The sequence below is a fragment of the Curvibacter sp. T50 genome (assembly GCF_057219955.1).
Genome location: NZ_JBXVVU010000005.1, coordinates 66574 through 90098, shown reverse-complemented (window position 1 = coordinate 90098; position 23525 = coordinate 66574). Strand labels below are relative to the sequence as shown.

24 protein-coding genes are annotated in these 23525 nt (G+C 67.0%); 14 read left to right on the top strand and 10 right to left on the bottom strand.

All coding sequences use genetic code 11. The features are described 5' to 3' along the window. The first annotated feature begins 198 nt into the window (after nucleotides 1-198). The 12 genes from AC2EBU_RS15135 to AC2EBU_RS15080 all read left to right on the top strand — a co-directional run bounded on the left by AC2EBU_RS15135 (nucleotide 199) and on the right by AC2EBU_RS15080 (nucleotide 12581). The gene (locus AC2EBU_RS15135) at nucleotides 199-2133 is read left to right on the top strand and encodes an acyl CoA:acetate/3-ketoacid CoA transferase (protein ID WP_484611277.1); all 1935 of its coding nucleotides are present in this window, start codon (nucleotides 199-201) and stop codon (nucleotides 2131-2133) included. A gap of 115 nt (nucleotides 2134-2248) precedes the next feature. Next, nucleotides 2249-2695 carry a hypothetical protein gene (locus AC2EBU_RS15130; protein WP_484611276.1) on the top strand — a complete coding sequence of 149 codons (447 nt, stop codon included), beginning with the start codon at nucleotides 2249-2251 and terminating at the stop codon, nucleotides 2693-2695. A 54-nt stretch (nucleotides 2696-2749) separates the two neighbouring features. Further along, nucleotides 2750-3235: a DUF6152 family protein gene (locus AC2EBU_RS15125; protein WP_484611275.1), complete on the top strand. Its 486-nt coding sequence runs from the start codon at nucleotides 2750-2752 to the stop codon at nucleotides 3233-3235. Between the two features lie 180 nt (nucleotides 3236-3415). Continuing rightward, entirely contained in the window at nucleotides 3416-4348 is a 933-nt protein-coding gene (locus AC2EBU_RS15120; protein WP_484611274.1) for a LysR family transcriptional regulator, read from the top strand. 63 nt (nucleotides 4349-4411) lie between these two features. After that, nucleotides 4412-6085 (top strand): arginine--tRNA ligase, encoded by a 1674-nt coding sequence (gene argS, locus AC2EBU_RS15115; RefSeq protein ID WP_484611273.1) that lies wholly within the window; start codon nucleotides 4412-4414, stop codon nucleotides 6083-6085. Between the two features lie 8 nt (nucleotides 6086-6093). Continuing rightward, a complete protein-coding gene (locus tag AC2EBU_RS15110; protein ID WP_484611272.1) occupies nucleotides 6094-6861 on the top strand; it encodes an SPOR domain-containing protein in 768 nt (255 codons plus the stop codon). Nucleotides 6862-6938: 77 nt separating this feature from the next. Continuing rightward, the gene (locus AC2EBU_RS15105; RefSeq protein ID WP_484611271.1) at nucleotides 6939-7601 is read left to right on the top strand and encodes a thiol:disulfide interchange protein DsbA/DsbL; all 663 of its coding nucleotides are present in this window, start codon (nucleotides 6939-6941) and stop codon (nucleotides 7599-7601) included. Nucleotides 7602-7730: 129 nt separating this feature from the next. Continuing rightward, the gene (gene lptA / locus AC2EBU_RS15100; protein ID WP_484611270.1) at nucleotides 7731-8342 is read left to right on the top strand and encodes a lipopolysaccharide transport periplasmic protein LptA; all 612 of its coding nucleotides are present in this window, start codon (nucleotides 7731-7733) and stop codon (nucleotides 8340-8342) included. After that, nucleotides 8339-9133, top strand: coding sequence for an LPS export ABC transporter ATP-binding protein (gene lptB, locus AC2EBU_RS15095; protein ID WP_484611269.1), 795 nt, complete (start codon nucleotides 8339-8341; stop codon nucleotides 9131-9133). The genes lptA and lptB overlap by 4 nt, the downstream gene beginning before the upstream one ends. Nucleotides 9134-9159: 26 nt before the next feature. Beyond that, nucleotides 9160-10716 carry an RNA polymerase factor sigma-54 gene (locus AC2EBU_RS15090; protein WP_484611268.1) on the top strand — a complete coding sequence of 519 codons (1557 nt, stop codon included), beginning with the start codon at nucleotides 9160-9162 and terminating at the stop codon, nucleotides 10714-10716. Between the two features lie 106 nt (nucleotides 10717-10822). Further along, on the top strand, nucleotides 10823-12139 hold the full coding sequence (locus tag AC2EBU_RS15085; protein ID WP_484611267.1) for a THUMP domain-containing class I SAM-dependent RNA methyltransferase: 1317 nt from the start codon (nucleotides 10823-10825) through the stop codon (nucleotides 12137-12139). Continuing rightward, nucleotides 12126-12581: a putative toxin-antitoxin system toxin component, PIN family gene (locus AC2EBU_RS15080; protein WP_484611266.1), complete on the top strand. Its 456-nt coding sequence runs from the start codon at nucleotides 12126-12128 to the stop codon at nucleotides 12579-12581. The genes AC2EBU_RS15085 and AC2EBU_RS15080 overlap by 14 nt, the downstream gene beginning before the upstream one ends. On the opposite strand, the gene AC2EBU_RS15075 is transcribed toward AC2EBU_RS15080, so the two are convergent. Beyond that, the gene (locus tag AC2EBU_RS15075; RefSeq protein WP_484611265.1) at nucleotides 12565-13383 is read right to left on the bottom strand and encodes a BUD32 family EKC/KEOPS complex subunit; all 819 of its coding nucleotides are present in this window, start codon (nucleotides 13381-13383) and stop codon (nucleotides 12565-12567) included. The two genes, AC2EBU_RS15080 and AC2EBU_RS15075, sit on opposite strands and share 17 nt — an antisense overlap. A 91-nt stretch (nucleotides 13384-13474) precedes the next feature. Here AC2EBU_RS15075 and AC2EBU_RS15070 point away from each other — a divergent pair, with 91 nt between their 5' ends. Further along, nucleotides 13475-14281 (top strand): YecA/YgfB family protein, encoded by an 807-nt coding sequence (locus AC2EBU_RS15070; protein WP_484611264.1) that lies wholly within the window; start codon nucleotides 13475-13477, stop codon nucleotides 14279-14281. A 24-nt stretch (nucleotides 14282-14305) separates the two neighbouring features. On the opposite strand, the gene AC2EBU_RS15065 is transcribed toward AC2EBU_RS15070, so the two are convergent. The 8 genes from AC2EBU_RS15065 to AC2EBU_RS15030 form a co-directional block, all read right to left on the bottom strand. Continuing rightward, nucleotides 14306-15013 carry a hypothetical protein gene (locus AC2EBU_RS15065; protein ID WP_484611263.1) on the bottom strand — a complete coding sequence of 236 codons (708 nt, stop codon included), beginning with the start codon at nucleotides 15011-15013 and terminating at the stop codon, nucleotides 14306-14308. A 68-nt stretch (nucleotides 15014-15081) separates the two neighbouring features. Next, the gene (gene holA, locus AC2EBU_RS15060; RefSeq protein ID WP_484611262.1) at nucleotides 15082-16161 is read right to left on the bottom strand and encodes a DNA polymerase III subunit delta; all 1080 of its coding nucleotides are present in this window, start codon (nucleotides 16159-16161) and stop codon (nucleotides 15082-15084) included. Between the two features lie 24 nt (nucleotides 16162-16185). Then, on the bottom strand, nucleotides 16186-16686 hold the full coding sequence (locus tag AC2EBU_RS15055; RefSeq protein WP_484611261.1) for an LPS-assembly lipoprotein LptE: 501 nt from the start codon (nucleotides 16684-16686) through the stop codon (nucleotides 16186-16188). Then, entirely contained in the window at nucleotides 16686-19364 is a 2679-nt protein-coding gene (leuS, locus tag AC2EBU_RS15050) for a leucine--tRNA ligase (RefSeq protein ID WP_484611260.1), read from the bottom strand. The genes AC2EBU_RS15055 and leuS overlap by 1 nt, the downstream gene beginning before the upstream one ends. Nucleotides 19365-19474: 110 nt before the next feature. After that, on the bottom strand, nucleotides 19475-19924 hold the full coding sequence (locus AC2EBU_RS15045; protein ID WP_484611259.1) for an ExbD/TolR family protein: 450 nt from the start codon (nucleotides 19922-19924) through the stop codon (nucleotides 19475-19477). Beyond that, nucleotides 19921-20571, bottom strand: a complete 651-nt coding sequence (locus AC2EBU_RS15040; protein ID WP_484611258.1) for a MotA/TolQ/ExbB proton channel family protein — start codon at nucleotides 20569-20571, stop codon at nucleotides 19921-19923. The genes AC2EBU_RS15045 and AC2EBU_RS15040 overlap by 4 nt, the downstream gene beginning before the upstream one ends. Then, nucleotides 20568-21392 carry a 4-hydroxy-tetrahydrodipicolinate reductase gene (gene dapB, locus AC2EBU_RS15035; protein ID WP_484611257.1) on the bottom strand — a complete coding sequence of 275 codons (825 nt, stop codon included), beginning with the start codon at nucleotides 21390-21392 and terminating at the stop codon, nucleotides 20568-20570. The genes AC2EBU_RS15040 and dapB overlap by 4 nt, the downstream gene beginning before the upstream one ends. Before the next feature lie 19 nt (nucleotides 21393-21411). Next, nucleotides 21412-21957, bottom strand: coding sequence for an outer membrane protein assembly factor BamE (locus tag AC2EBU_RS15030; RefSeq protein WP_484611256.1), 546 nt, complete (start codon nucleotides 21955-21957; stop codon nucleotides 21412-21414). A 91-nt stretch (nucleotides 21958-22048) separates the two neighbouring features. On the opposite strand from AC2EBU_RS15030, the gene fur reads away from it, so the two are divergent. Continuing rightward, nucleotides 22049-22489 (top strand): ferric iron uptake transcriptional regulator, encoded by a 441-nt coding sequence (gene fur / locus AC2EBU_RS15025; RefSeq protein WP_484611255.1) that lies wholly within the window; start codon nucleotides 22049-22051, stop codon nucleotides 22487-22489. 23 nt (nucleotides 22490-22512) lie between these two features. Here fur and hprK read toward each other — a convergent pair whose 3' ends face one another. Beyond that, entirely contained in the window at nucleotides 22513-23469 is a 957-nt protein-coding gene (hprK, locus tag AC2EBU_RS15020; RefSeq protein ID WP_484611254.1) for an HPr(Ser) kinase/phosphatase, read from the bottom strand. Between the last annotated feature and the right edge of the window lie 56 nt (nucleotides 23470-23525).

The following is a 23525-nucleotide window of genomic DNA, read 5'->3' as shown; positions in this document are numbered from 1 at the left end:
TGTATTACGAACTGAACCGGTCATTAATGAACTGCATGGCCGGTTATCCATGACAAAAACCCACCTAATAAGCGCTGGCACCGCAGGGCGTGGCGGTGGTGCTCCGGGTTGTTGCGACTTGCCCGCCGGCGCCCGCCGGCCTACGCTGGGCGCTCACCGCCACCCCTGCCACGACCCCGACCGCCGGAACCCCTGCCCATGCCCGCCCCGATCGACGCCCACCACGCCAGCCCCAGCCCCTACCGCCACAAGATCGTCAGCGCCGCCGAGGCGGTGTTGCTGATCCACGATGGCGACACCGTGGCCACCGGCGGCTTTGTCGGCATCGGTTTTGCCGAAGCGATTGCCGTGGCGCTGGAGGCGCGTTTCGCCGCCACGCAGGCGCCGCGTGACCTGACGCTGGTCTACGCCGCCGGCCAGGGCGACGGCAAACACCGCGGCCTGAACCACCTGGGCCATGCCGGCCTGCTCAGGCGGGTGATCGGCGGCCACTGGGGCCTGGTGCCCGCGGTGCAAAAACTTGCGGTCGAAGGCCAGATCGAGGCCTGGAACCTGCCCCAGGGTGTCATCACCCACCTGTTCCGCGACATCGCCGCCGGCAAGCCCGGCACGCTCACCCGCGTGGGGCTGGACACCTTTGTCGACCCGAAACACGGCGGCGGCAAGCTCAACGCCCGCACCACCGAAGACCTGGTGCGGCGCCTGAACATCGACGGGCAGGACTACCTGTTCTACAAGGCCTTTCCGATCCAGGTCGGCATCATCCGCGCCACCACGGCCGACCCCGACGGCAACCTGACCATGGAGCGCGAGGCGCTCACCCTCGAAGCGCTGGCCATTGCGATGGCCGCGCGCAACAGCGGCGGGGTGGTGATTGCGCAGGTGGAGCGCGTCGCCGAACGCGGCAGCCTGCACCCGCGCCAGGTCAAGGTGCCGGGCGTGCTGGTGGACGCGGTGGTGGTGGCGCAGGACCCGGCGCACCACCAGCAGACCTTTGCCGAACCCTACAACCCGGCCTTTGCCGGCGAAATCCGGGTGCCGATGGACAGCGTGGCGCCCATGGGCCTGACCGAGCGCAAGATCATTGCCCGCCGCGCCGCGCTGGAACTGCGCCCGCACCAGGTGGTGAACCTGGGCATCGGCATGCCCGAAGGCGTGGCCGCGGTGGCGGCGGAGGAGCGCATCATCGACCTGGTCACCCTGACGGCCGAGCCGGGCGTGATCGGCGGCATCCCGGCCGGCGGGCTGAACTTTGGCGCCGCTGTCAACCCGCAGGCCATCCTGGACCAGCCCAACCAGTTCGACTTCTACGACGGCGGCGGGCTGGACATCGCCTTTCTGGGCCTGGCCCAGGCCGACCGCCATGGCAACCTGAACGTCAGCAAGTTCGGCCCCCGGCTGGCCGGCGCGGGCGGCTTCATCAACATCAGCCAGAACGCCAAGACCGTGGTGTTCGTCGGCACCTTCACCGCCGGGCAGCTGGAGCTGGCGGTGGCCGACGGCGCCCTGCGCATCACCCGCGAGGGCGGCGCGCGCAAGTTCGTGCGGGCGGTGGAGCACCGCACCTTCAGCGGTGCCGAAGCGCTGCGCCGCGGCCAGCGGGTGCTCTACATCACCGAGCGGGCCGTGTTCCGCCTGGTGGCGGACCCGACGGCCGAAGACAGCGAGGGCGGCGCGCTGGAACTGATCGAGATCGCGCCCGGCGTTGACCTGCAGCGCGACGTGCTGGCGCACATGGGGTTTGCGCCGCGGATCAGCCCGGCGCTGGCGCCGATGGACGCGCGGCTGTTTGACCCGCAGCCGCTGGGCCTGCGCGAGCAACTGCTGGACCGCCCGCTGGCCGAGCGCCTGGTGCTGGACACCGAACGCGCCGTGCTCTACATCGACTTTGCCGGGCTGCAGGTGAACGCCCCGTCGCTGATCGCCCAGATCGACACCGCCGTGCGCGAGCGCCTGGCGCCGTTTGCCACCGCCACCGGCCGGCGGGTGGACGTGGTGGTCAATTACGACCATTTCGGCATCGCTCCCGAACTGCTGGACGCCTACACCGCGGTGGTGCGCGGCCTGGCGGCCGACTTTTACGGCGCCGTCACCCGCTACGGCACCACCGGCTTCCTGAAGGCGCGGCTGTAACGGGTGTCATGGCCGAATTTCAGGCGAAAACAGCCGATACCCATCGTTTTATCGTCATCTTTTGCTATAAAAGAAGGACTATTTTGCGGGTCGTCAGAAGCTTCGGGGCGCGGCCATGACGGCGCTGGACGCCCTGACCGCGGCGTTCGCGCCGCTGCGCACCCACACCTGGGCCTACCCGGCGCTGGAGGTGGTGCACATCGTCGGCATCGCCCTGCTGCTGGGCAACCTGGTGCTGCTGGAGTTGCGGGTCTGGGGCCGGGGGCGGGCCCTGCCGGTGGCCGATCTCGCGCGGCTGACGCTGGCGCTGGCGCTGGGCGGCTTTGCGCTGGCGGCTGCGTCCGGGCTGCTGATGTTTGCCTCGCAGGCGGGCGAGCTGATGGCCAACCGGGCCTTTGTGATCAAGATGGGCCTTTTGATGGCGGCAGGCGCCAATGCGGCCGTGTTCCATGCCCGTGGTTCGCTGACGAAACTCGACGCCATGGCGCGACTCCAAACTGCGCTGTCGCTGCTGGTCTGGCTGGCCGTGATTACTTGCGGCCGCTGGATCGCCTATCTGTAAGTGCTTGTTTTGAAACCGTTTACTTGTTTTCAACCGACTTTTCCGGAGACCGTCATGCCCGCTTTGACCCGCCGCCGCGCCCTGCAGGGCCTTGCCGCCGCAGCCCTGCCCACCGCCTTCGCCGCCCGCGCCCACCACGGCTGGAGCAGCTTCGACCTCGACCGCCCGATCTACCTGGAGGGCAAGGCGGTCTCGGTGAAATGGCAGAACCCGCATGTGGAGCTGCGGCTGGAGCGCCCCGCCGCGCTGGCCCTGCCGGCGGATCTGGCCAGCCGCCCCGTGCCGGCGCAGACCGCCAGCGTCGACGCGCCGGCCCTGCTGAAAAAGGCCGCGCTGCCGCGCCGCACCGACAAGGTCTGGGAGATCGAATGCGCGCCGCTCTCGCGCATGGAGGCGTGGAAAGTGCCCGAAATCAAGGCCGGCCAGGCCCTGGCGGTGCTGGGTTTCACCTTCAAGGACGAAAAAGGCGGCGCCATCCTGCGGGCCGAATTCCTGTGGCTGGACGGCAAGACCTACGCGCTGCGCTCGGCTCCGGCCTGAAACGGACCCTTGGCCGCCCGACCGGGACTTTTTTGGGTGAAACAGGGCGATGCCCAGCGTAAAAAGGTCATTTTTTGCTATCAATTTTGACATCATCGCGCGTCTTTCCTGTCGACTGCAGGTAGCCAATGGCGGGTAAGTCCGCTTGATCGGTGACTTTTGCTGCACTAATCTGGGGCCATGGACAAGCTCAAGCAGATTGAATCCTTCGCGTCGGTGGCCACCCGGGGCAGCCTCACGGCGGCGGCCCGTGCCGAAGGGGTGGCGCCGGCCATCATGGGCCGGCGGCTGGACGCGCTGGAAGAGCGCCTGGGGGTGAAGCTGCTGGTGCGCACCACCCGGCGCATCTCGCTCACCCACGAAGGCAGCGCCTTTCTGGAAGACTGCCAGCGGGTGCTGGCCGATCTGGCCAACGCCGAAGCCAGCGTGTCGGCGGGCGGCGTCAAGGCCAGCGGCCACCTGCGCATCACCGCGCCGGCCGGTTTCGGCCGCCGCCATGTCGCGCCGCTGGTGCCGCGTTTTCGCGAGCGCCATGCCGAGGTGACCATTTCGCTGAATCTGTCCGACCGGGTGGTCGATCTGGCGGGCGAAGGCTACGACTGCGCGGTGCGGGTGGGCGATCTGCCCGATTCGTCGCTGGTCAGCGTGCGCCTGGCGGACAACCGGCGCCTGTGTGTGGCCACGCCGCGCTACCTGCAGCAGCACGGCACGCCCCGGCACCCGAACGAGCTGGCGCGCTTTGACTGCCTGACGCTGTCCAGCGACGCATCCCAGACCCGCGGCTGGGCGTTTTCGCTTCCGCGCGAAGGCGGTGGCCGTGAGGTGGTGCATTTCCGCCCCGGCGGGCCGCTGGATTGTTCGGACGGGCAGGTGCTGCACGACTGGTGCCTGGCCGGCTACGGCATTGCCTGGCGCAGCACCTGGGAAGTCGAGGCCGAAATCGCCGCCGGCCGCCTGGTGGCGGTGCTGGAAGAGTTTGCCGCGCCGCCCAACGGCATCTATGTGGTGTTTCCGCAGCGCAAGCATTTGCCGCTTCGCCTGCGGCTGTGGATCGACTGGCTGAAACACCACTACAGCCAGAGCGCGTTCTGGCAGACCGGCGCCGTGTCATGAAGGCGGTGGCGGTCTTCCTCGCGCACCGGCTCGCGCGCTGAACCCGGCCCGTAGAATCCACCGATGCTCTCTGCCAAACAGGAATTGCTCGCCGCGCTCGCGGACGAGCTGGAAAAACTCTCCCCCGGTGCCGGCAACAAGGCCGCGTTCGAATCGCCCAAGGTGGCGGCGCACGGCGATTTCGCCTGCACCGCCGCGATGCAGCTGGCCAAGCCGCTCAGACTCAACCCGCGCCAGGTGGGCGAAAACCTGCGCACCGCGCTGCTGGCCACCCCGGCGTTCCAGCGCTGGGTGTCCGACATCGAACTGGCCGGCCCCGGTTTCATCAACATCCGCCTGAAGCCGGCGGCCAAACAGGCCATCGTGGCCGAGGTGCTGGCCGCCGGCGCCGCGTTCGGTGCCCGGCCGGCGCGCGGCCAGCGGGTGCTGGTGGAATTTGTCTCGGCCAACCCCACCGGCCCGCTGCACGTCGGCCACGGCCGCCAGGCCGCGCTGGGCGACGCGATCTGCCACCTGTTCGCCACCCAGGGCTGGGACGTCTGGCGCGAGTTCTATTACAACGACGCCGGCGTGCAGATCGCCACGCTGGCCAACAGCACCCAGCTGCGCGCCCAAGGCCTGCGGCCCGGAGACGCCGGCTGGCCCGAGGCCGCCTACAACGGCGACTACATCGCCGACATCGCTGCCGACTTCCTGGCAAAGAAAGCCGTCACCGCCGACGACCGCGCCTTCACCGCCAGCGGCGACGTGGCCGATCTGGACGGCATCCGCCAGTTTGCCGTGGCCTATCTCCGCCACGAGCAGGACAAGGACCTGCAGGCCTTCCGCCTCAAGTTCGACCACTACTACCTGGAGTCCAGCCTCTACACCAGCGGCCGGGTGGAGGCCACGGTGGGCAAGCTGGTCGCCAACGGCCAGACCTACGAGCAGGACGGCGCGCTGTGGCTCAAGTCCACCGACTACGGTGACGACAAGGACCGCGTCATGCGCAAGCAGGACGGCACCTACACCTACTTCGTGCCCGACGTGGCCTACCACATCGCCAAGTGGGAACGCGGCTTCACCAAGGTCGTCAACATTCAGGGCACCGACCACCACGGCACCATCGCGCGGGTGCGCGCCGGCCTGCAGGCCGCCGGTGTCGGCATCCCCGAGGGCTACCCCGACTACGTGCTGCACACCATGGTGCGGGTGATGAAGGGCGGCGAAGAGGTCAAGATCAGCAAACGCGCCGGCAGCTACGTCACGCTGCGCGACCTGATCGAGTGGACCAGCGCCGACGCGGTGCGGTTCTTCCTGCTCAGCCGCAAACCCGACACCGAATACACCTTCGATGTGGACCTGGCGGTGCAGAAGAACAACGACAACCCGGTGTATTACGTGCAGTACGCCCATGCCCGCATCTGCTCGGTGCTGGCCGCCTGGGGGGGCGACGTGGCTGCGCTCCGGGACGTCGACCTGTCTGCGCTGGAGGGCCCGCAGGCGCAGGCGCTGATGCTGCAGCTGGCCCGGTACCCCGACATGCTCACCGCCGCCGCGCAGGACTTCGCCCCGCACGACGTCACTTTCTACCTGCGCGAGCTGGCCTCAGCCTACCACAGCTACTACGACGCTGAACGTATCCTGGTCGACGACGAAGCCGTGAAACGCGCCCGCCTGGCCCTGGTGGCTGCCACCGCCCAGGTGTTGCACAATGGTCTGGCGGTGCTGGGTGTCACGGCACCGGTGCGGATGTGAGGAACAGCATGAAGCAGCAGCGTGGGGGGACTTTCCTCGGAATCATCATCGGCGTGGTGATCGGATTGGCCGCGGCGCTGGCCGTCGCGGTCTACGTGACCAAGGTGCCGGTGCCCTTCAGCAACAAGGTGCCCGTGCGCACACCCGCGCAAGATGCCGCCGAAGCGGCCCGCAACAAGGACTGGGACCCGAACGCGCCACTGGCTGGCAAGAATCCGGTCCGCCCGGCGTCGGCCGCCTCCGCACCGGCCGGGCCGGCATCGTCGGCCCCGACCCTTGTGCCGCCGCCCCCGCCGGCGGCCACGCCGGCCTCGGCATCCCCGGCCGCCAAAGCTGCCCCGTCAGCCCCTGCCGCCTCGGCCCCCGTACCCAAGGCCGCACCGGCCAGTGCACCGGCCGCGACGGAACCGGCCAGGCCGGCCGCGAGCAAGCCCGCCGCATCGGCCGACCCGCTGGGTGACCTGGCCAAGGCGAAAGCCGGCACCCCGCCCGCCACCTCGGCCCCGGCCGCAGCCGCCGCGCCCGCCGCGACCGCTGACCCGTTCGCGTATTTTGTCCAGGCGGGCGCGTTCCGCTCGCTCGACGAGGCGGAAGCGCAACGCGCCAAACTCAGTCTGCAGGGGATCGAAACCAAGGTCACCGAGCGCGAACAGTCCGGCCGGACGGTCTATCGGGTGCGTGCCGGTCCCTATGACATCAAGGACGCGGCAGACCGGATGAAAGAAAAGCTGGAAGGCCTGGGGGTCGAAGCGGCCCTGGTGCGCGTGCAACGCTGAATTCGGCTGCCGGTGGCAAGGGCAAGGCGGGAACTTCGCCGCGCCTGCGTTATCCAGCCAAGCGAAGGAGAAAGACCATGTTACGTCGTCAGTTCACATCCGCAATCGGTGCCGGCGCGCTGCTGGCCGGCGCAAGCGCCGTGTCCCTGGGCGCCGCGGCCCAGACGCCCGCGTTCAGACTCCGGCCCGGCAAGGATTTCATCGAACTGGAAAAGCGCGCCCCCGTGGAGGCGGCCGCCGGCCGCATCGAGGTGGTGGAGTTTTTCTGGTACAGCTGTCCGCATTGCAACGCCTTCGAGCCGGCCTTTGAAGCCTGGGTCAAGGCGGCGCCCAAGGACCTGGTCGTCCAGCGTGTGCCGGTCGGTTTTCGCGATGACTTCGCGCCTCAGCAGCGCCTTTTTTATGCGCTGGAGGCGCTGGGGCGGGTGGAATCGATGCACCGCAAAGTGTTCCACGCGATTCACAACGAGCGGCAGACGCTCAATCGCGACGATCTGGTCCTTGCCTGGGCTGAGCGCCAGGGGCTGGACAAAGCCCGCTTCACGGAGGCCTACCAATCGTTTGCTGTCGGCACCAAAGTCCGCAAGGCCAACCAGTTGCAGGACGCCTACCGGGTCGAAGGTGTGCCCGCGCTGGGAATCGCCGGCCGCTACTACACCGACGGCAACCTGGCCGGGACGATGGACCGTGCCTTGCTGGTCGCCGACGCGCTGATCGCCGAAGTGCGCAAGAGCCGCTGAGGCCCGGGCCGGTCGTCGGCCCCCGGCGCCCCCGGGGTCGTGAGGGCGGGGCAGGTGCGATATTTCGCCCCCTGCGGCCCGGTCTTTGACCGGGCGACCGTACAATGGGGCAGCAAGAATCATGCCCTTATGAAACCCTCCTTTTCTGTCCTTGCGGTCCTGTGCGGGCTGGCCCTGCTGGCGATGCCGGCGGCAGCCGAACGGGCCGACCGCAACAAGCCGATGAATGTCGAGGCGGACAACCTGCGCCACGACGAAAAAAGCCAGATCAGTGTGTTTACCGGCAACGTGGTGGTCAGCAAGGGCACGCTGGTTTTGCGGGGCGCACGCCTGGAAGTGCGCCAGGACCCTCAGGGCAACCAGTTCGGTGTGATGACCGCGGCGCCGGGGCAGCGGGCGTTCTTCCGGCAGAAGCGCGAAGGACTGGACGAATTCATCGAAGGTGAGGCCGAGCTGGTCGAATATGACGGTCGCCAGGACACGGTGCGCTTCCAGCGCCGGGCGGAAATGCGGCGCCTGCGGGGTGCGACCCTGGCCGATGAAATCAGCGGGGCGGTCATCCTTTACGAAAACCAGACCGACCGCTTCACGGTCGACGGGCAACTCGCCGCCGTGGCCGGTGTTGGCGAGAGCAAAGGCCGGGTCCGGGCGGTACTGGCGCCGCGCACCAGCGCGTCGGCGCCGGCTGCGGCACCGGCCACGCTGCGCCCGACCGGTTCCATGGGCGGGGACCGGCAGTGACCGGGCGCGTCCCGGAGGCGGCGCCAGCGGCCGCCTCGGTCCATGACGCGGGCAGTCGCCTGCAGGCGCGGCATCTGCGCAAGGCCTACGGCAGTCGCAAGGTGGTGAAGGATGTCTCGCTGACGGTCGAGAAAGGCGAGGTGGTCGGCCTGCTCGGCCCCAACGGCGCCGGGAAAACCACCTCGTTTTACCTGATTGTGGGGTTGCTGCGCGCCGATGGCGGCGAAATCCTGATCGACGGCCAGCGGGTGGAGCACATGCCCATCCATCGCCGCTCGCGGCTGGGGCTGTCCTATCTGCCGCAGGAGGCGTCGATTTTTCGCAAATTGACGGTCGCCGAGAACGTCCGGGCGGTGCTGGAACTGCAGCATGACGCCGCCGGCCGGCCCCTGGCGGAATCGGCCATCCGCGATCGCCTGGGCGCACTGCTGGAAGACCTGCGGGTGCAGCACCTGTGGGATTCGCCGGCGGTGGCCCTGTCGGGTGGGGAGCGCCGCCGCGTCGAGATCGCCCGGGCGCTCGCGACCTCGCCACGTTTCATCCTGCTGGACGAGCCTTTTGCCGGCATCGACCCGATTGCGGTGATCGAAATCCAGCGCATCATCTCTTTCCTGAAGGCACGTGGCATCGGCGTGCTGATCACCGACCACAACGTGCGCGAGACGCTGGGTATCTGTGACCATGCGTTCATCATCAGCGACGGTTCGGTGCTTGCAGAAGGCACACCGGACGAGATTGTTGCCAACAGCGAAGTCCGCCGGGTGTACCTGGGCGAGCACTTCCGCATGTAGCGGGCCGCGGATTCGGACACCGACCCATGAAACAAGGCTTGTCCCTGCGGGTATCGCAGCATCTGGCGCTGACGCCCCAGCTGCAGCAGTCCATCCGGCTGTTGCAGCTGTCGACCCTGGAGCTGGGCCAGGAAGTCGACCAGATGCTCGACGACAACCCCTTTCTGGAGCGGGCGGACGACGAAATCGAGCGCGAACAACATGGCGTGCAGATGGCCGATCAGCCGGTCAGCGCGTCGGATCGCAGTGCCGAAAGCGATTCAGAATCCATAGCGGAAAGTGACCATTTTGCGCTGGGTAGTGACCAAAATGGCTTGGAAAATGGCCTGGAGACCTCCTGGGAGGGCGATGGCAGCGTCGACCTGTCGCCCGATGACTCCGAATGGGGTGGTGATGCGCCTGCACGCCTCAGTGGCGCCGGCGACGAGGATGACACCGACTCCACCCAGCGGCTGGGCCGGCACGAATCGCTGACCGATTCTCTGCACCGGCAGGCGCTGGGACTGCGGCTCTCGGAGCTGGATCGGGAGGTGCTGCGTTTTCTCATCGAATCGCTCAATGACGACGGCTGGCTCGAAGATTCGCTGGAGTCGCTGGCCGAGGGATTGGCCGGCCGTGACGACCTGGAGCGCCTGGACGAACTGGTCCACCATTTCACGGTGGCGCTGCGTCTGTTGCAGTCACTGGAGCCGGTCGGTGTCGGTGCACGTTCGCTGCAGGAGTGTCTGCTGCTGCAGTTGCGTGCCTTGCGCCAGGAGCGGCCGGACGACGAAACCGCCGAGCTGGCCGAGCGTGTGTGCCGGCAACCGATGGACCTGCTGGCGCGGCGCGACACGCGCCGGCTGGCGCAGCTCACGGGGGCGGATGATGCCGCGATTCGGGCGGCAATGACGCTGATCGCGCGTCTGGACCCGAAACCGGGCCGGCGCTTCGCGGATCTGGAGCGTCAGGTGGTGGTTCCCGACGTTATTGTCTCGACCAGCGGGCGTGGCTCTGCAACACGGCTGCGGGTACAGCTCAATCCGGATGTCATGCCCCGGTTGCGGGTGCAGGACATCTATGCCAATGCCTTGCGCGGTGGCGGCAAAGGCGAAGCCCATGGCGCGCTGCAGCAACGCCTGCAGGAGGCGCGCTGGTTCATCAAGAACATCCAGCAGCGTTTCGACACCATCTTGCGGGTATCCAAGGCGATCGTCGAACGGCAGAAGAACTTTTTCGTCCATGGCGAACTGGCAATGCGCCCCCTGGTATTGCGCGAGATTGCCGACGAGCTGGGCCTGCACGAGTCAACGATCTCGCGGGTGACGACCGCCAAGTACATGGCCACACCGTTCGGGACCTTCGAGCTGAAGTATTTTTTCGGTTCTGCGCTGGGCACGGAAACCGGCGGCAACGCCTCCAGTACCGCCGTGCGGGCCCTGATCAAACAGTTTGTCGCCGCCGAAGATCCCAAAAAACCCTTGTCGGACAACCAGATCGCTGATCTGCTCAAGGAGCAAGGCATCGAATGCGCCCGCCGTACGGTCGCCAAGTATCGCGAGGCCCTGAGAATCGCCCCCACCAATCTGCGCAAGGCACTCTGAACCCGGGCCCCGCGACACCGCCCCCGCGCGATCTTGCTGCTTCGTGACAGGTGCCAGGTCCGCCGCGGCCGCCGACAATGCGCCTGCCCCCTCTTGGAAGATGACCATGAACCAGCTCCAGCTTTTTCTCCCCTGTGCCGCCGGCGTGGAGGAATTTCTGGCCGACGAGGTGCATCGCCTCACCGGCCTGCAGGGGCGCGATCTCCTCACCCTGCGCGGTGGCGTGGTGGCGCTGGCCAGCTGGCGCGATGCGCTGCGCCTGAATTTGCACAGCCGCCTGGCCCAGCGGGTGCTGGTGCAGCTGTCCAACACCCTCTATCGCAATGAAAAAGACCTGTACGAAGCCGCCAGTGCCGTCGCCTGGGAGATCTGGTTCACGACGAAGCAGAGCTTCAAGGTGGAAATCACTGCCCAGCACAGCCCGCTGACCAGCCTGAACTTTGCGGCGCTGAAGGTCAAGGACGCCATCGCCGACCGTTTTCGTGCCAAAGGCGGCGCGCGCCCCGATGTCAACACCCAGTGGCCGGACGTTCGGGTCTATGTGCATCTGACCACCGACCGCGCCACGCTCTACATCGACACCTCCGGCGAGCCGCTGTTCAAGCGCGGCTGGCGCGAGGACAAGGGGGATGCACCGCTGAAGGAAACGCTGGCCGCCGCGATGATCGCCGCCAGCGGCTGGGACACGGCGGCGGCCGACGGTGTGCCGCTGTACGACCCATGCTGTGGCAGCGGCACCATCGCCATCGAGGCGGCGCAGATCGCCTGCGGTATCGCGCCGGGCATCCAGCGGCGATTTGCCTTCGAGAAGCTGCTGCCTTTCCAGGCCCATGTCTGGCAGGCATTGAAGTCCGAAGCCCGAGCCGCCGAGCATCCGCCCGTGGCGCCGGTCGCGGGCAGTGATGTGGCGCACCGCATGGTCGACTTCGCCCGGCGCAACGCCGAACGCGCCGGTGTCGCCCATGCCGTAGAGCTGCGCGGCGGCGACGCCTTGCAGCGGATGCCCCCTTGCGACCGGCCCGGTGTGATGCTGCTCAACCCGCCGTACGGCGAGCGCATCGCCGCCGCCGGTGTGGCCGGGACCGTGCGTCGCGGCGGGCGTGAAGCCTTTCAGCCCGGGGCGCTGGCACTGCAGCGGCGCGAGCCGGCCGCCCACGTGCCCACCGCCCCCGGCGGCCAGGTCCCCGGGCCGGACGACGGCGCTGACTTTTTCCTGCAACTGGCGGCACACTGGAAGAAGCACTACAACGGCTGGACTGCGTGGATGCTCACCCCCGACCTGAAGCTGCCCGGCAAGATGCGGCTGAAGGAGAGCCGCCGCGTACCGATGTGGAACGGCCCGATCGAATGCCGGCTGTTTCGCTTCGACCTGGTGGCCGGTCCGGCCAAACCCCGCGCCTCGCCCGGCCGTGAGCACGCCTGACGCGGCGCGGCCCCCGGTGGTGGTCGACACCAACGTGGTGCTCGACCTGCTGGTGTTTCCCGACCCTGCCGCAGCGCCGCTGCGTGCGGCGGTGGCCGATGGCGCCTTGTGCTGGTTGGCCACCGTGCCGATGCGGGAAGAGCTGGCGCGGGTGCTGCACTACCCGAAGCTGGCACCGCGACTGGCCTTCTACGGCCGGTCGGCGTTCGAGGTGCTGGCCGCGTTTGATACCCGTGCCAGGCTGGTCCCCATCGCGCCGAAGGCGGGCGTGACCTGCCGCGACCCCGACGACCAGAAATTCGTCGATCTGGCGGTGGCCCACCGCGCGATGCTGCTCAGCAAAGACCATGCGGTGCTGTGCCTGAAAAAGCGCCTGCTGGCGCTGGGGGTGGCGACCGCGCCTTCGCTGGCGTCGCTGCCCCGGCTCACACCGCCCGGTTGAGCAGTGCGGCGGCGGCCTGCAGGCGTTGCAGGTCCCGGCCCCAGCGCCGGTCTTCCGGCAGACGCTGCAGCCAGGCCATGCGGCGCGCGCTGTGCCGCACCACGGTTTGAACGGGTTCGGACTGGGCGGCAATGCAGGCGCGCCAGTGTGCCGCCGCGTCATCAAAGGCTCCGGCGGAGCGCAGGGTCAGCGCCGTGGAATGCAGATAGCCCAGCCAGTCGCGGGCCTGGCAGTGCGGCAGATCCAGACTCTGGCCGGGATCGTCCTCGAAATCGATGAAACCGACACGACCATCCGCCTGCAGCACCAGGTTGCGCGCGAACGCCTGACTCAGGTAAGTTCCCTGGGCGTGAACGGCGGAAATGGCCTCCAGCCCTCTGCGCCACAGGACCAGCGCCGCATCGGCGCAATTGGCGCTCGCCAGCGCGTCACCGAGCGAACGCGCTGTGGCCGCTCCGCCGGACAGGTCGGACATCATCAACCCGTCGGCCCGCACGGCCAGCAGGTGCGGAACACCCAGTCCCGCACCATGGAGGGCCCGTAGCCGGCGGGCCTCGGTGGCAATGGCGGCCTGGCCTCCGAGGTTGGGGATCGGTGCCAGGACATCCAGACGCAGGAGGTCCGATACCACGCCCATCAGCCAGTACCGCCAGCGCCCATGGCGCGGTCCGGCCTTGCGTACCCAGACCGTCCGGCCATCGGCCAAGGTGTGGCGGGCTACGCCAGGCGCCTGGACGGCGAGCAGGCGGTCGAGTTCTTCTTCCGGGCTCGGAGGCGGGGCGGAGAGGGCTGCGGCGGACATGGGCAGAGCTACACTGGACCGGTATCGCCGGCGGGCGCCCATCATAAAGGTGTTGCATCCGCCGCCAGCCCGAACACAGCCCCGAACGACCATGACCACTCTCCCCGACCGCCTTGTGCCCGCCGCGCTTTCCGCGGACGATTTCGACACCCTGGACGCCATACTGGACGACCTGCGCACCCGCAGCGACGAAACCCCGCAGTGGGAGTTCTGCGAAGGGTTCATCGCCGCGCTGGCCTGCTGCCGCCGCACCATTGCGGTGGACGAGTACCTGCCGGTGCTTCTGGACCTGGAAGGGGCCGACATCACCGCCGCCTTTGCGGACGCCGGGCAGCACGCCCGTTTCATGGCGCTGTGGCACCGCCGCGTAGCCGAAGTCACTGCGGCGCTCGATGCGGAGGTGGAATCGCTGGACGATGCACGTGCCTATGCCCCTGAGGTGATGGACGTGCGCGGCGCCGTTGCCAGCCTGCCGCAGGCCGAGCGGGCCGAGTTGGAGGACGAATTGCTGCCGGCCTTTGCCCAGGTCTGGGCGCTGGGGTTCATGTATGCCGTCGAAGCCTGGCCGGAGGAGTGGGCGCCGCCACGCGACCGCGACACCGCGAAGCTGCTTGACGCCTGCATGCAGGCCATCGTGGCGCTGACCGAAGACGACGAGGACGAGCCGACCCTGTCCGCCCTCAGCGAAGACGGCCCGGCGAGTGTGAGCGAGAACCGCCTGAATGCCTATGGCGAGGCGTTGTGGGCGGTGTATGACCTGCGGGAGGTCTGGCGCAGTATCGGTCCACGGGTCGAATCGATTCGCCGGGCCGTGACGCCAGGCCGCAACGACCCATGTTCCTGCGGCAGCGGCAAGAAATTCAAAAAGTGCTGCGGCGCCGCTGCGGCGCCGGCCTGATCCGCGTCCCGAGGCAGACCGTTGTCAGTGGCTGCCCGCTTTGGGCAGTCGGTCCAGCGCCGCTTCACAGGCCTGCAGGAACAGGCCGCTTGCCGCCTGCAAGGTGGCTGTGTCGCCGGGGTCACAGGCCATGCGCAAATACAGCTTTCCCCGCAATAGCATCATCAGAAACGGCGGCGCGTCTTCCGGGCGGGGTGGCATGGCGGCCACCAGGGCGCGGGCGAGGGCGGGATCGACCCACTGCGCCGGAGTGGCTTCGTCGCTGCCGTGCACGCTGAAAAGCGCAGGGAAATGTTCGGGCAGACCGTCGAGCGGGACCTCGTCGTACATCATCAGCCAGCGCATTTCCTCCGGCATGTTCGAATCCATGGAAGTCTGGAGTGTGTCGGTGTAGGCCGCGAAGGCCTTTTCTTCGAGCGCATTTTTCAGGGTGTTGGAGACCACGATGACCCGCAAGTCCTCTTGCAGGCCCAGCTCGGCCCGGGCGCGCAGTTCCTGGCCCTGAATGTAACGACGGGTGCTGGTGCCCACCTCCAGCAGCCATTTGTGGTCGCGGACCAGTCCATCGACCGCTGTCGCGGATCCGTCAGCCGACGCTGCGCAGCGCCAGCCCCGTGAACGCGCCCAGGCCGCCACCGCTGCTGGTGCGGCCGGCGCGGCGGCTTCGGCCGCTCGCGCAACGTCTGTCCCGGCTTCGGGACGCGAAAAAACCTTCTTGAGGCGGTCAAACATGGTGTTGTCCCTGATTGCGCAAAAGGACGTTCATTATTAATCGACGCTGCCGATGCGGCAAACGGCCCCTAACGCGGCGTACGCGAACCGGGCGGGTGGGTTGCCGCGCCGACCTGTGCCAGCTGCATCGCCAGGCGATGCAGCGCCGGCCAGGGCTGAATCGGCCAGTCCGGTGCTTTCAGTCCCTTGACGATGCCGTCGACAATCTGCGCCGACTGGACCAGCTGGTGCAGGCACTCGCGGGTCAGCCGGGGTATCAGACGCTCGAAAGCCCGCTCGCGCGGTCCCCAGATCCGCTGCTCGCGCAACGCCAACGGCAAGGGTTTGCCACTGCGGATCGCGTCATGCACCCGCTGCAACGCACGGATTTCTTCGGCCAGGCTGTAATGCACCCGCACGGCGGCCTCGCCTTCGGCCTCCAGTCCGTCGAGCATGCGCTGCACCCGTGTCATCCGGCCGGCCAGGACGGCCTCCGCCAGCTGGGGCACACCGTAGCGGGCGACATCCAGGACCGCTTGCTGCACGGCATCGAAGGCCAATTCGCCCGGCGGGTGCAACAGCGCGAGCTTCTGGATTTCCTGGTGCGCCGCCAGCAGGTTGCCTTCGACCCGGTCCGCGAAGAACTGCAGCGTCCGCTGGCCCTCCTCACCGGCGACAACCCGTTGCCCCTGGCGGGCCAGGCGCTGGGCGATCCAGGTCGGCAGCGCGGGCCGTTCGACCGGCTCGATCGGGACCACCACCCCGGCCTGCTCCAGTGCCGCGCACCAGGCGCTGGACCGGCTCAGCTTGTCCAGTCGCGGCAGCAGGACCAAGGTGATGGTGCCGGTGTTGTCATGCGCCTGGCGGGCAATCTCCTGCAAGGCAGCGCCGCCGTCTTTGCCGGGTTTGCCGGTCGGGATGCGGATCTCGACCAGTTGACGCTCGGAAAACAGGCTCAGGGAACTGCCCGACTCCAGCACGGCGCCCCAGTCGAAGCGCAGCCCGGAGGCGGTGTGCACAACACGTTCAACGGCGCCGTCCTGGCGCGCAGCCCGGCGGATGGCATCGGCGGCTTCCTGGGCGAGCAGGGGTTCGTCGCCCAGAAGGACATACAGCGACCGGCAGCCCCTGGCCAGATGGGCATCAAGTTGGGCGATGGCGACCTGCATGGCGGTGGCGACGCGGCCCGTGGTTCAGCCGGGACGCACGGCGGCCAGGCGCCGCATGACCTGTTGGACCAGGTCGGTCTGCATGCTGCGGTAGAGCAGGATTTCTTCGGCCTCTTTGGCCAATGCCGCGGTTTCGCTGAAGCTGATGTCGCGTTGTTGCAGCAGTTCGGTCTCGTCAATCAGGTCCTGGCCCTGGGTCGAGCGCAGCCGAAATTTCAGGCGTACCCGCAACTGGAACTCCCGCACCTGGCCCGCCGTGCTCAGCCCGACCACCACCTTCTCCCGCTGATCGACCAGGATTTCCAGGACGCCGTCCACCGTGGCGGAGTCGGTGGGGTCAGTGACCACCCGGATTCCGGCGCCGGCCAGGTTCAGACGGAGCTCCTGCATCAGTGGTGTGTTGGACACCGGAAGGCGAAGACTGCGCAACGCAAAATCCGGTGCCTGACGGAGCCGAAAACCGCAACCACCGCCGACGGCGGCGGCAGCGGCCAGTACAAGCAGGTTCCGGCGGGCGCTGCCCATCACGCCACCACAACATTGACCAGCCGGCCCGGCACCACCACGACCTTGCGGACCGCGCCACCGGGGCTGTGCCGCGCGAAATCGGCACTCGCCAGGGTCAGCCGTTCGATCGTCTCCTTGTCGGCGGTGGCCGGTACCCGCACGGCGCCGCGCAGCTTGCCGTTGATCTGCAACACCAGTTCGATCTCGTCGCGCTGCAAGGCGGATTCGTCGACCGCCGGCCAGGGCGCATCCAGAAGCTCACCAACCGCAGCGGCGTAACCCAGCTCACTCCAGAGCACATGGGTGATGTGCGGGCAGGCCGGGTACAACATGCGCAGCAGCAGCGAGAAACCCTCGCACAGCACGGCCCGGTCGCCGTCGGAGTCTTCGGGGCGGAAGTCCTCCAGCGCATTGAGCGCCTTCATGCATCCGGAGACCACCGTGTTGTATTGCATGCGCTCATAGTCGTAGCTGACCTGCCGCAGTACTGTATGCAGTTCCCGGCGCAAGGTGCGCGCGGTTTCGCCGGTTTGGGCCGCGCTGAGGTCAGTCGCGGTGGCGCGGCGCAACGCGCCGGCGTGGCGGTGCGCAAAATTCCATACCCGGCGCAGGAAGCGGTAGCTGCCCTCCACCGCGGCGTCGTTCCACTCCAGCGTGGCTTCGGGCGGGGCGGTGAACATGGTGTACAGGCGCGCGGTGTCGGCGCCGTATTTTTCGATCAGGTCCTGCGGGTCGACGCCGTTGTTCTTGGACTTGGACATGGTGCCCACGCCCTCGTAGTCGATCGGCGTGCCGGCCGGCAGGTCGCCCACGGCGTTCTTCAGGCGGGCGCCGGTGATCTTGCCGCCCTCGTCCAGCACATGCTCCACGTCGTGCGGCCAGAAATACTCCTTGCCGCCCTTGTCGCCCTTGCGCGAATAGATGTGGTTCAGCACCATGCCCTGGGTGAGCAGCCGGGTGAAGGGTTCGTCCACCTTCACCAGCCCGAGATCGCGCATGACCTTGGTCCAGAAGCGTGCGTACAGCAGGTGCAGGATGGCATGCTCGATGCCGCCGATGTATTGGTCCATCGGCATCCAGTAGTCCGCGCCGTCGGCGACCATCTGGTCGGCATTGGTCGGGTCGCAATAGCGCATGAAGTACCAGGACGAATCGACGAAGGTGTCCATGGTGTCGGTTTCGCGCCGGGCGGGTTTGCCGCAGACCGGGCAGGTGACGCCGGCGTGAAAACCTTCGTGTTTGTGCAGCGGATTGCCGGAGCCGTCGGGAATGCAGTCCTGCGGCAGCACCACCGGCAGGTCTTTTTCGGGCACCGGCACCGCACCGTGCTCGTCGCAATGGATGATCGGGATCGGGGTGCCCCAGTAGCGCTGGCGCGAGACGCCCCAGTCGCGCAGGCGCCAGGTGGTCTTTTTCTCGCCCAGGCCGAGGCGGCCGAGTTCGCGCGCCACGGCATCAACCGCGTCCTTGTACGACAGGCCGCTGAAGGCGTCGGAGTTGATGGTCACGCCGCGGCTCTTGTCGGCATACCACTCCTGCCAGCAGTCGTAGTCGTATTCTTCGCCATCGACCTGCACCACCTGAAGGATGTCGATGCCGTACTTCTTGGCAAACGCGAAGTCGCGCTCGTCGTGCGCGGGCACACCCATCACGGCGCCGTCGCCGTAGCTCATCAGCACGTAGTTGCCCACCCAGACCGCCACCGGCTCGCCGGTCAGCGGGTGGGTGACGGACAGGCCGGTGGGCATGCCCTTCTTTTCTTGGGTGGCGAGTTCCGCCTCGGTGGTGCCGCCGTGGCGGCACTCGTCGATGAAGGCGGCCAGCGCCGGGTCGGTCGCCGCGGCATGGGCCGCCAGCGGATGCTCGGGGGCCACGGCGCAGAACGTCACGCCCATGATGGTGTCGGCGCGGGTGGTGAAGACGTACATCCTGCCGTCACCGATCAGCTGGCCATCGGCGCCGCGGACGGTGTGGGGGAAGGCAAAACGCACGCCTTCGCTGCGGCCGATCCAGTTTTCCTGCATCAGGCGCACCCGCTCGGGCCAGCCGTTGAGCGTGGCCCTGGGGTTGCCGATCTGCACATGGTCGAGCAATTCCTGGGCGTAGTCGGTGATCTTGAGGTAATAGCCGGGGATTTCGCGCTTTTCCACCACGGCACCGGTGCGCCAGCCCTTGCCGTCGATCACCTGCTCGTTGGCCAGCACCGTCTGGTCCACCGGGTCCCAGTTGACGACCTGGGTCTTGCGGTAGGCGATGCCTTTTTCCAGCATCTTCAGGAACAGCCACTGGTTCCATTTGTAGTAGGTCGGGTCACAGGTGGCCACCTCGCGGCTCCAGTCGATGGCCAGCCCCATCGCCTGCATCTGCTTTTTCATGTAGGCGATGTTTTCGTAGGTCCACTTCGCCGGCGGCACCCCGTTTTTCAGCGCCGCGTTTTCGGCCGGCAGGCCGAAGGCGTCCCAGCCCATGGGCATCAGCACGTTGTGGCCGTTCATGCGCAGGTAGCGCGTGAGCATGTCGTTGATGGTGTAGTTGCGCACGTGGCCCATGTGCAGCTTGCCGCTGGGGTAGGGCAGCATGGAGCAGGCGTAGAACTTCTTCTTGCCCGCGTCTTCGCTCACGCGGTAGGCATCACGCGCCGTCCAGTGGCTGTGGGCGGCTTTTTCAACGTCGAGGTGGCTGTACTTGTCTTGCATGGGGCAAATTGTAGGCGTTGGGCTGCGCGGCACCGGACGGCGCCAGTTGCTGCATTGACTTCAAATTTGATAGCTGAAAGTGACCTTTTTGCGCTGGGTATTGCCTGATTTCAGCGTGAAACGGGCTTTTCGACGGCCTGGCGCGCGCCATCAGACTGCGCTACGAAGGCAATCCGGCCCAGACCGGCCAACTGGGCTGCGCCGATGACTTCGACGACCCGGCCGTAAGGCACATCACGATCGGCGCGCAACTGCACCTCGGTGTCGGGATGGGTCACGGCAATCCGGCGCAGGCGGCCTTCGAGGTCATTCCTGGCCACCGCCTCGGTACCGATGAATACCTGTCCCTGCGGGGCAATGACCACTTCGACCGCCCGGGGGGGAGCGCCCGGTACGGCCGCTTCGCTGCGGGGCAGATCGAGCCGTACCGAGCTGACCATGAGCGGCGCCGTGATGATGAAAATCACCACCAGCACCAGCATCACGTCGACCAGCGGGGTGACGTTGATGTCGGCGAACGGTCGTGCGGAATCGTCCGCCCCGAAGCGACCCAGGCTCATGGCGCCGCCGGCTCCGGCAACAACAGCTCTCGCAGATCGTGGGCGAAGCCGTCGAGCTGGACTTCGATCTGCGCGATCCAGCGACCAAACACGTTGTAGGCCACCACCGCCGGTATCGCAACGGCGAGGCCTGCGGCCGTCATGACGAGCGCCTCGCCCACCGGCCCGGCTACCTGATCGATCGAAACCTGACCGCTGCCGACCAGGGATCCCAGCGCATGGTGAATGCCCCACACCGTGCCCAGCAAACCGACGAAGGGTGCGGTGGAGCCAATGGTGGCCAGCAGCACTTGCCCGAACTGAAGGCGCAGGATGTTGGCTTGCAGGGCGTGCCTCAAGCTTCTGGTGAGTTGCCCCAGTCGGGGCCCTGCGGCTGCCAGGGAGGTGGCCGGAACGGTGGTCGCTGCAGCGACCAGGGCCCGCACCAGGCCCAGTCCGTCGAAGCCGGCCAGGCGCTCGCCCGCAGTTTGGAGTGTGGGTGCCTGCCAGAACACCGCGATGCCCCGCGCAACATCGCGTGAGGCCCGTCGCAGCAACCAGGTTTTCCACAGGATGATGACCCAGCTTGCCACCGACGAGGCCAGCAGAATGGCCGCCACGATACGGCTGACGGCATCTCCCTGGGTCAGGAGATCCCAGGCGCTCATGGCAAAGCGTTCAGGCCCAGGACATCCGCCATGTCGTACAGGCCGTGCAGGCGGCTGCGCAGAAAGCGGGCCGCGCGCAGGCTGCCTTGGGCATAGGTGTCACGGCTGGACGATTTGTGGGTGATTTCGATACGTTCGCCCGTGCCGGCAAACAGCACGGTATGGTCGCCGACGATGTCGCCGCCCCGGATGGTGGCAAAACCAATGGTTGACGGATCACGTTCGCCGGTGACACCTTCGCGCCCGTAGACTGCACAGGCCTGGAGATCACGCCCGAGTGCGTCGGCAATCACTTCACCCATGCGCAGGGCGGTACCGGACGGCGCATCCACCTTGTGGCGGTGGTGCGCTTCAATGATTTCGATGTCGTAGCCGGTCGAAAGGGCCCGCGCGGCAATCTGCAAAAGCTTGAGTGTGACGTTGACACCGACACTCATATTGGGCGCCATCACCAAGGCCATTCGAGCGGCGAGCGTGGAAATTTCTGCTTTCTGCTCGGTCGTGAAGCCGGTCGTTCCGACGACGGCCTTCACGCCCAGTTCGGCGCACAGGCGCAAATGCTCCAGTGTGCCCTCGGGGCGGGTGAAATCAATCAGGCAATCGGCGACGGCCAAAGCCGCGCGGCGATCGGCGGTGATCACGATGCCAGTCGTGCGGCCGAGCGCGGCGCCAGCGTCCTGCCCGATGGCTGGACTGCCGGTGACATCGAGTGCGCTGGCCAGGACGCAGTCTGCCGACGCCAGAACCTGCTCGACAAGCATCCGCCCCATGCGCCCGGAAGCTCCGGCAACGCAAACGCGCAGTGGACTGGTTTCGGTCATGGCGAGTGGCAGGGGCGGATCAACGGGCCGGAGTTTCCAGCGGAGGGTAGCTGGCCGCCGGTCGGGTCGCAGGCGGTGCCGGTTGTACGGGTTGGGACGGGCCTCGCGCCCGTTCCAGTTGTTCAGCCGTGGCTTCCAGAGTCGGCACCTTGGCCGGCTTCTGGCCCGACCCCAATTGCGCGACCAGCTCCGCTTCGGTGGGCAAGGTGTCTCCCTCCCACCGGACAAAAGCATCGCCGGTGAAATGGACCGCGATACGATAGCGAACGGGCTCCGTCCCCTGGCGCTTGAGGAGGAACACATACTCCCACCGGCTGTCATGGAAAAGGCTGGTGACGGACGGGCTGCCCAGGATATCCCGCACCTGCTGGCGGGGCATACCGGGCTGCAGGGCCTGGACCTGCTCGCGCGCCACCACCGTGCCCTGCACGATTTCGGCTTTGTAGGGCGTCACGATCTGACCGACGTTCGGAACCGAGGAACAGGCCACCAGGCCGGCGCAGACCAGAAGGGCGGCGGTGGCGGTCAGCAGTCGGGGGAAAACAGTGTCGGTAACGGCAACCATGACGGAGGGGCAAACGCTATGATCGGACGATTGTAGCGGTAGGGTCGGTGCGAAGCTGGCCTACCCTGCTGCAGGCCGAGGGACCGCCAGCATGACGAACATCGACGAACTCAAAAGCACCGGACTGAAGGCTACACTGCCGCGACTGAAGATTCTGGAAATCTTTCAGCGGGGTCAGCAGCGGCACATGACGGCGGAAGACGTCTTCCGGGTCTTGCTGGATGATCGCTCGGATATCGGATTGGCAACGGTTTACCGGGTGCTCATGCAGTTTGAGCAGGCCGGCATTCTCAGTCGCAGTCACTTTGAGAGCGGCAAGGCGGTATACGAACTCAACGAAGGGCAGCACCACGACCACTTGGTGTGCCTGGACTGCGGTCGTGTGGAGGAGTTCTTCGACGCTGAAATTGAAAAGCGTCAGAACTCCGTGGCACAGGCGAAAGGTTTCGCCATCGCCGACCATGCCCTGAGCCTGTACGCCCATTGCACGAAGAAAGCCTGCCCCCACCGGCCTGCCGGATCCAAGGGCTAGACCGCGGCGACGAAAGCGCCCGATCAGGCGTCTCCGCCGTCAGCCATGGCGCGGCGATGGCGTTCAACGAATTCCTGGAAGGTATCGATGCCTCGCAACTGCAAGATGGTGTTGCGCACGGCGGCCTCGACCAGCACGGCGATGTTGCGGCCTGCCACCACCTGAATTACCACTTTCTTGACCGGAACACCCAGGACCTCCTGGGTCAGAGGTTCGTAGGGGATTCGCTCGTACTCCCGCTCCATGGTCTCTTTGCGGACCAAATGGACAATCAGCTTCAGGCGCATTTTGCGCCGTACGGCGGTTTCGCCGAAGATCGCCCGGATGTCCAGCAGGCCGATCCCGCGCACCTCCAGCAGGTTCTGCAGCAATTCGGGGCATCGGCCTTCGATGGCGGTCTGGTTGATCCGGAACAGGTCGACCGCGTCGTCGGCCACGAGTCCGTTGCCGCGCGAAATCAACTCCAGGCCCAATTCACTCTTGCCGAGACCGGATTCGCCGGTGATCAGGACTCCCAAGCCAAGAATATCCATGAAAACGCCATGCATGGTCGTGCGGTCGGCGAAATGCTTGGACAGGTAGGCCCGAAGCACATCGATGACGAACGCGGACGACTCATGGGTCGCAAACAAGGGGATCTGTGCCCGTTCACACATGGAAACCAGCGCATCCGGCGCTGCCTGGCCGTCGCACAGGACCAGCACCGGAGGTTCCAGCGTGACAATTCGTGCGATGCGGCGGGCGCCGTCCTCACGCGATGCGGTCGCAAGGTAGTTGACCTCGCGGGCACCCAGAATCTGAACCCGGTAGGGGTGAATATAGTTGAGATACCCGACCAGATCGGCTCCCGAGCGCGCCTCACGAACCGCGACCTCGTCAAAACGCCGCTCCGATGCGCCGAGCCCCGCGATCCATTGCCATTTGAGCGTAGTCCGGTGCTCCTCGAAGAGAACATCGGCACTGACAACGGTCGGTTTCATGGTGGGGGGTCCTCGGCCAAGGAAGACAGCGGGGTAGTAAAGTTCCCCGGGAAATC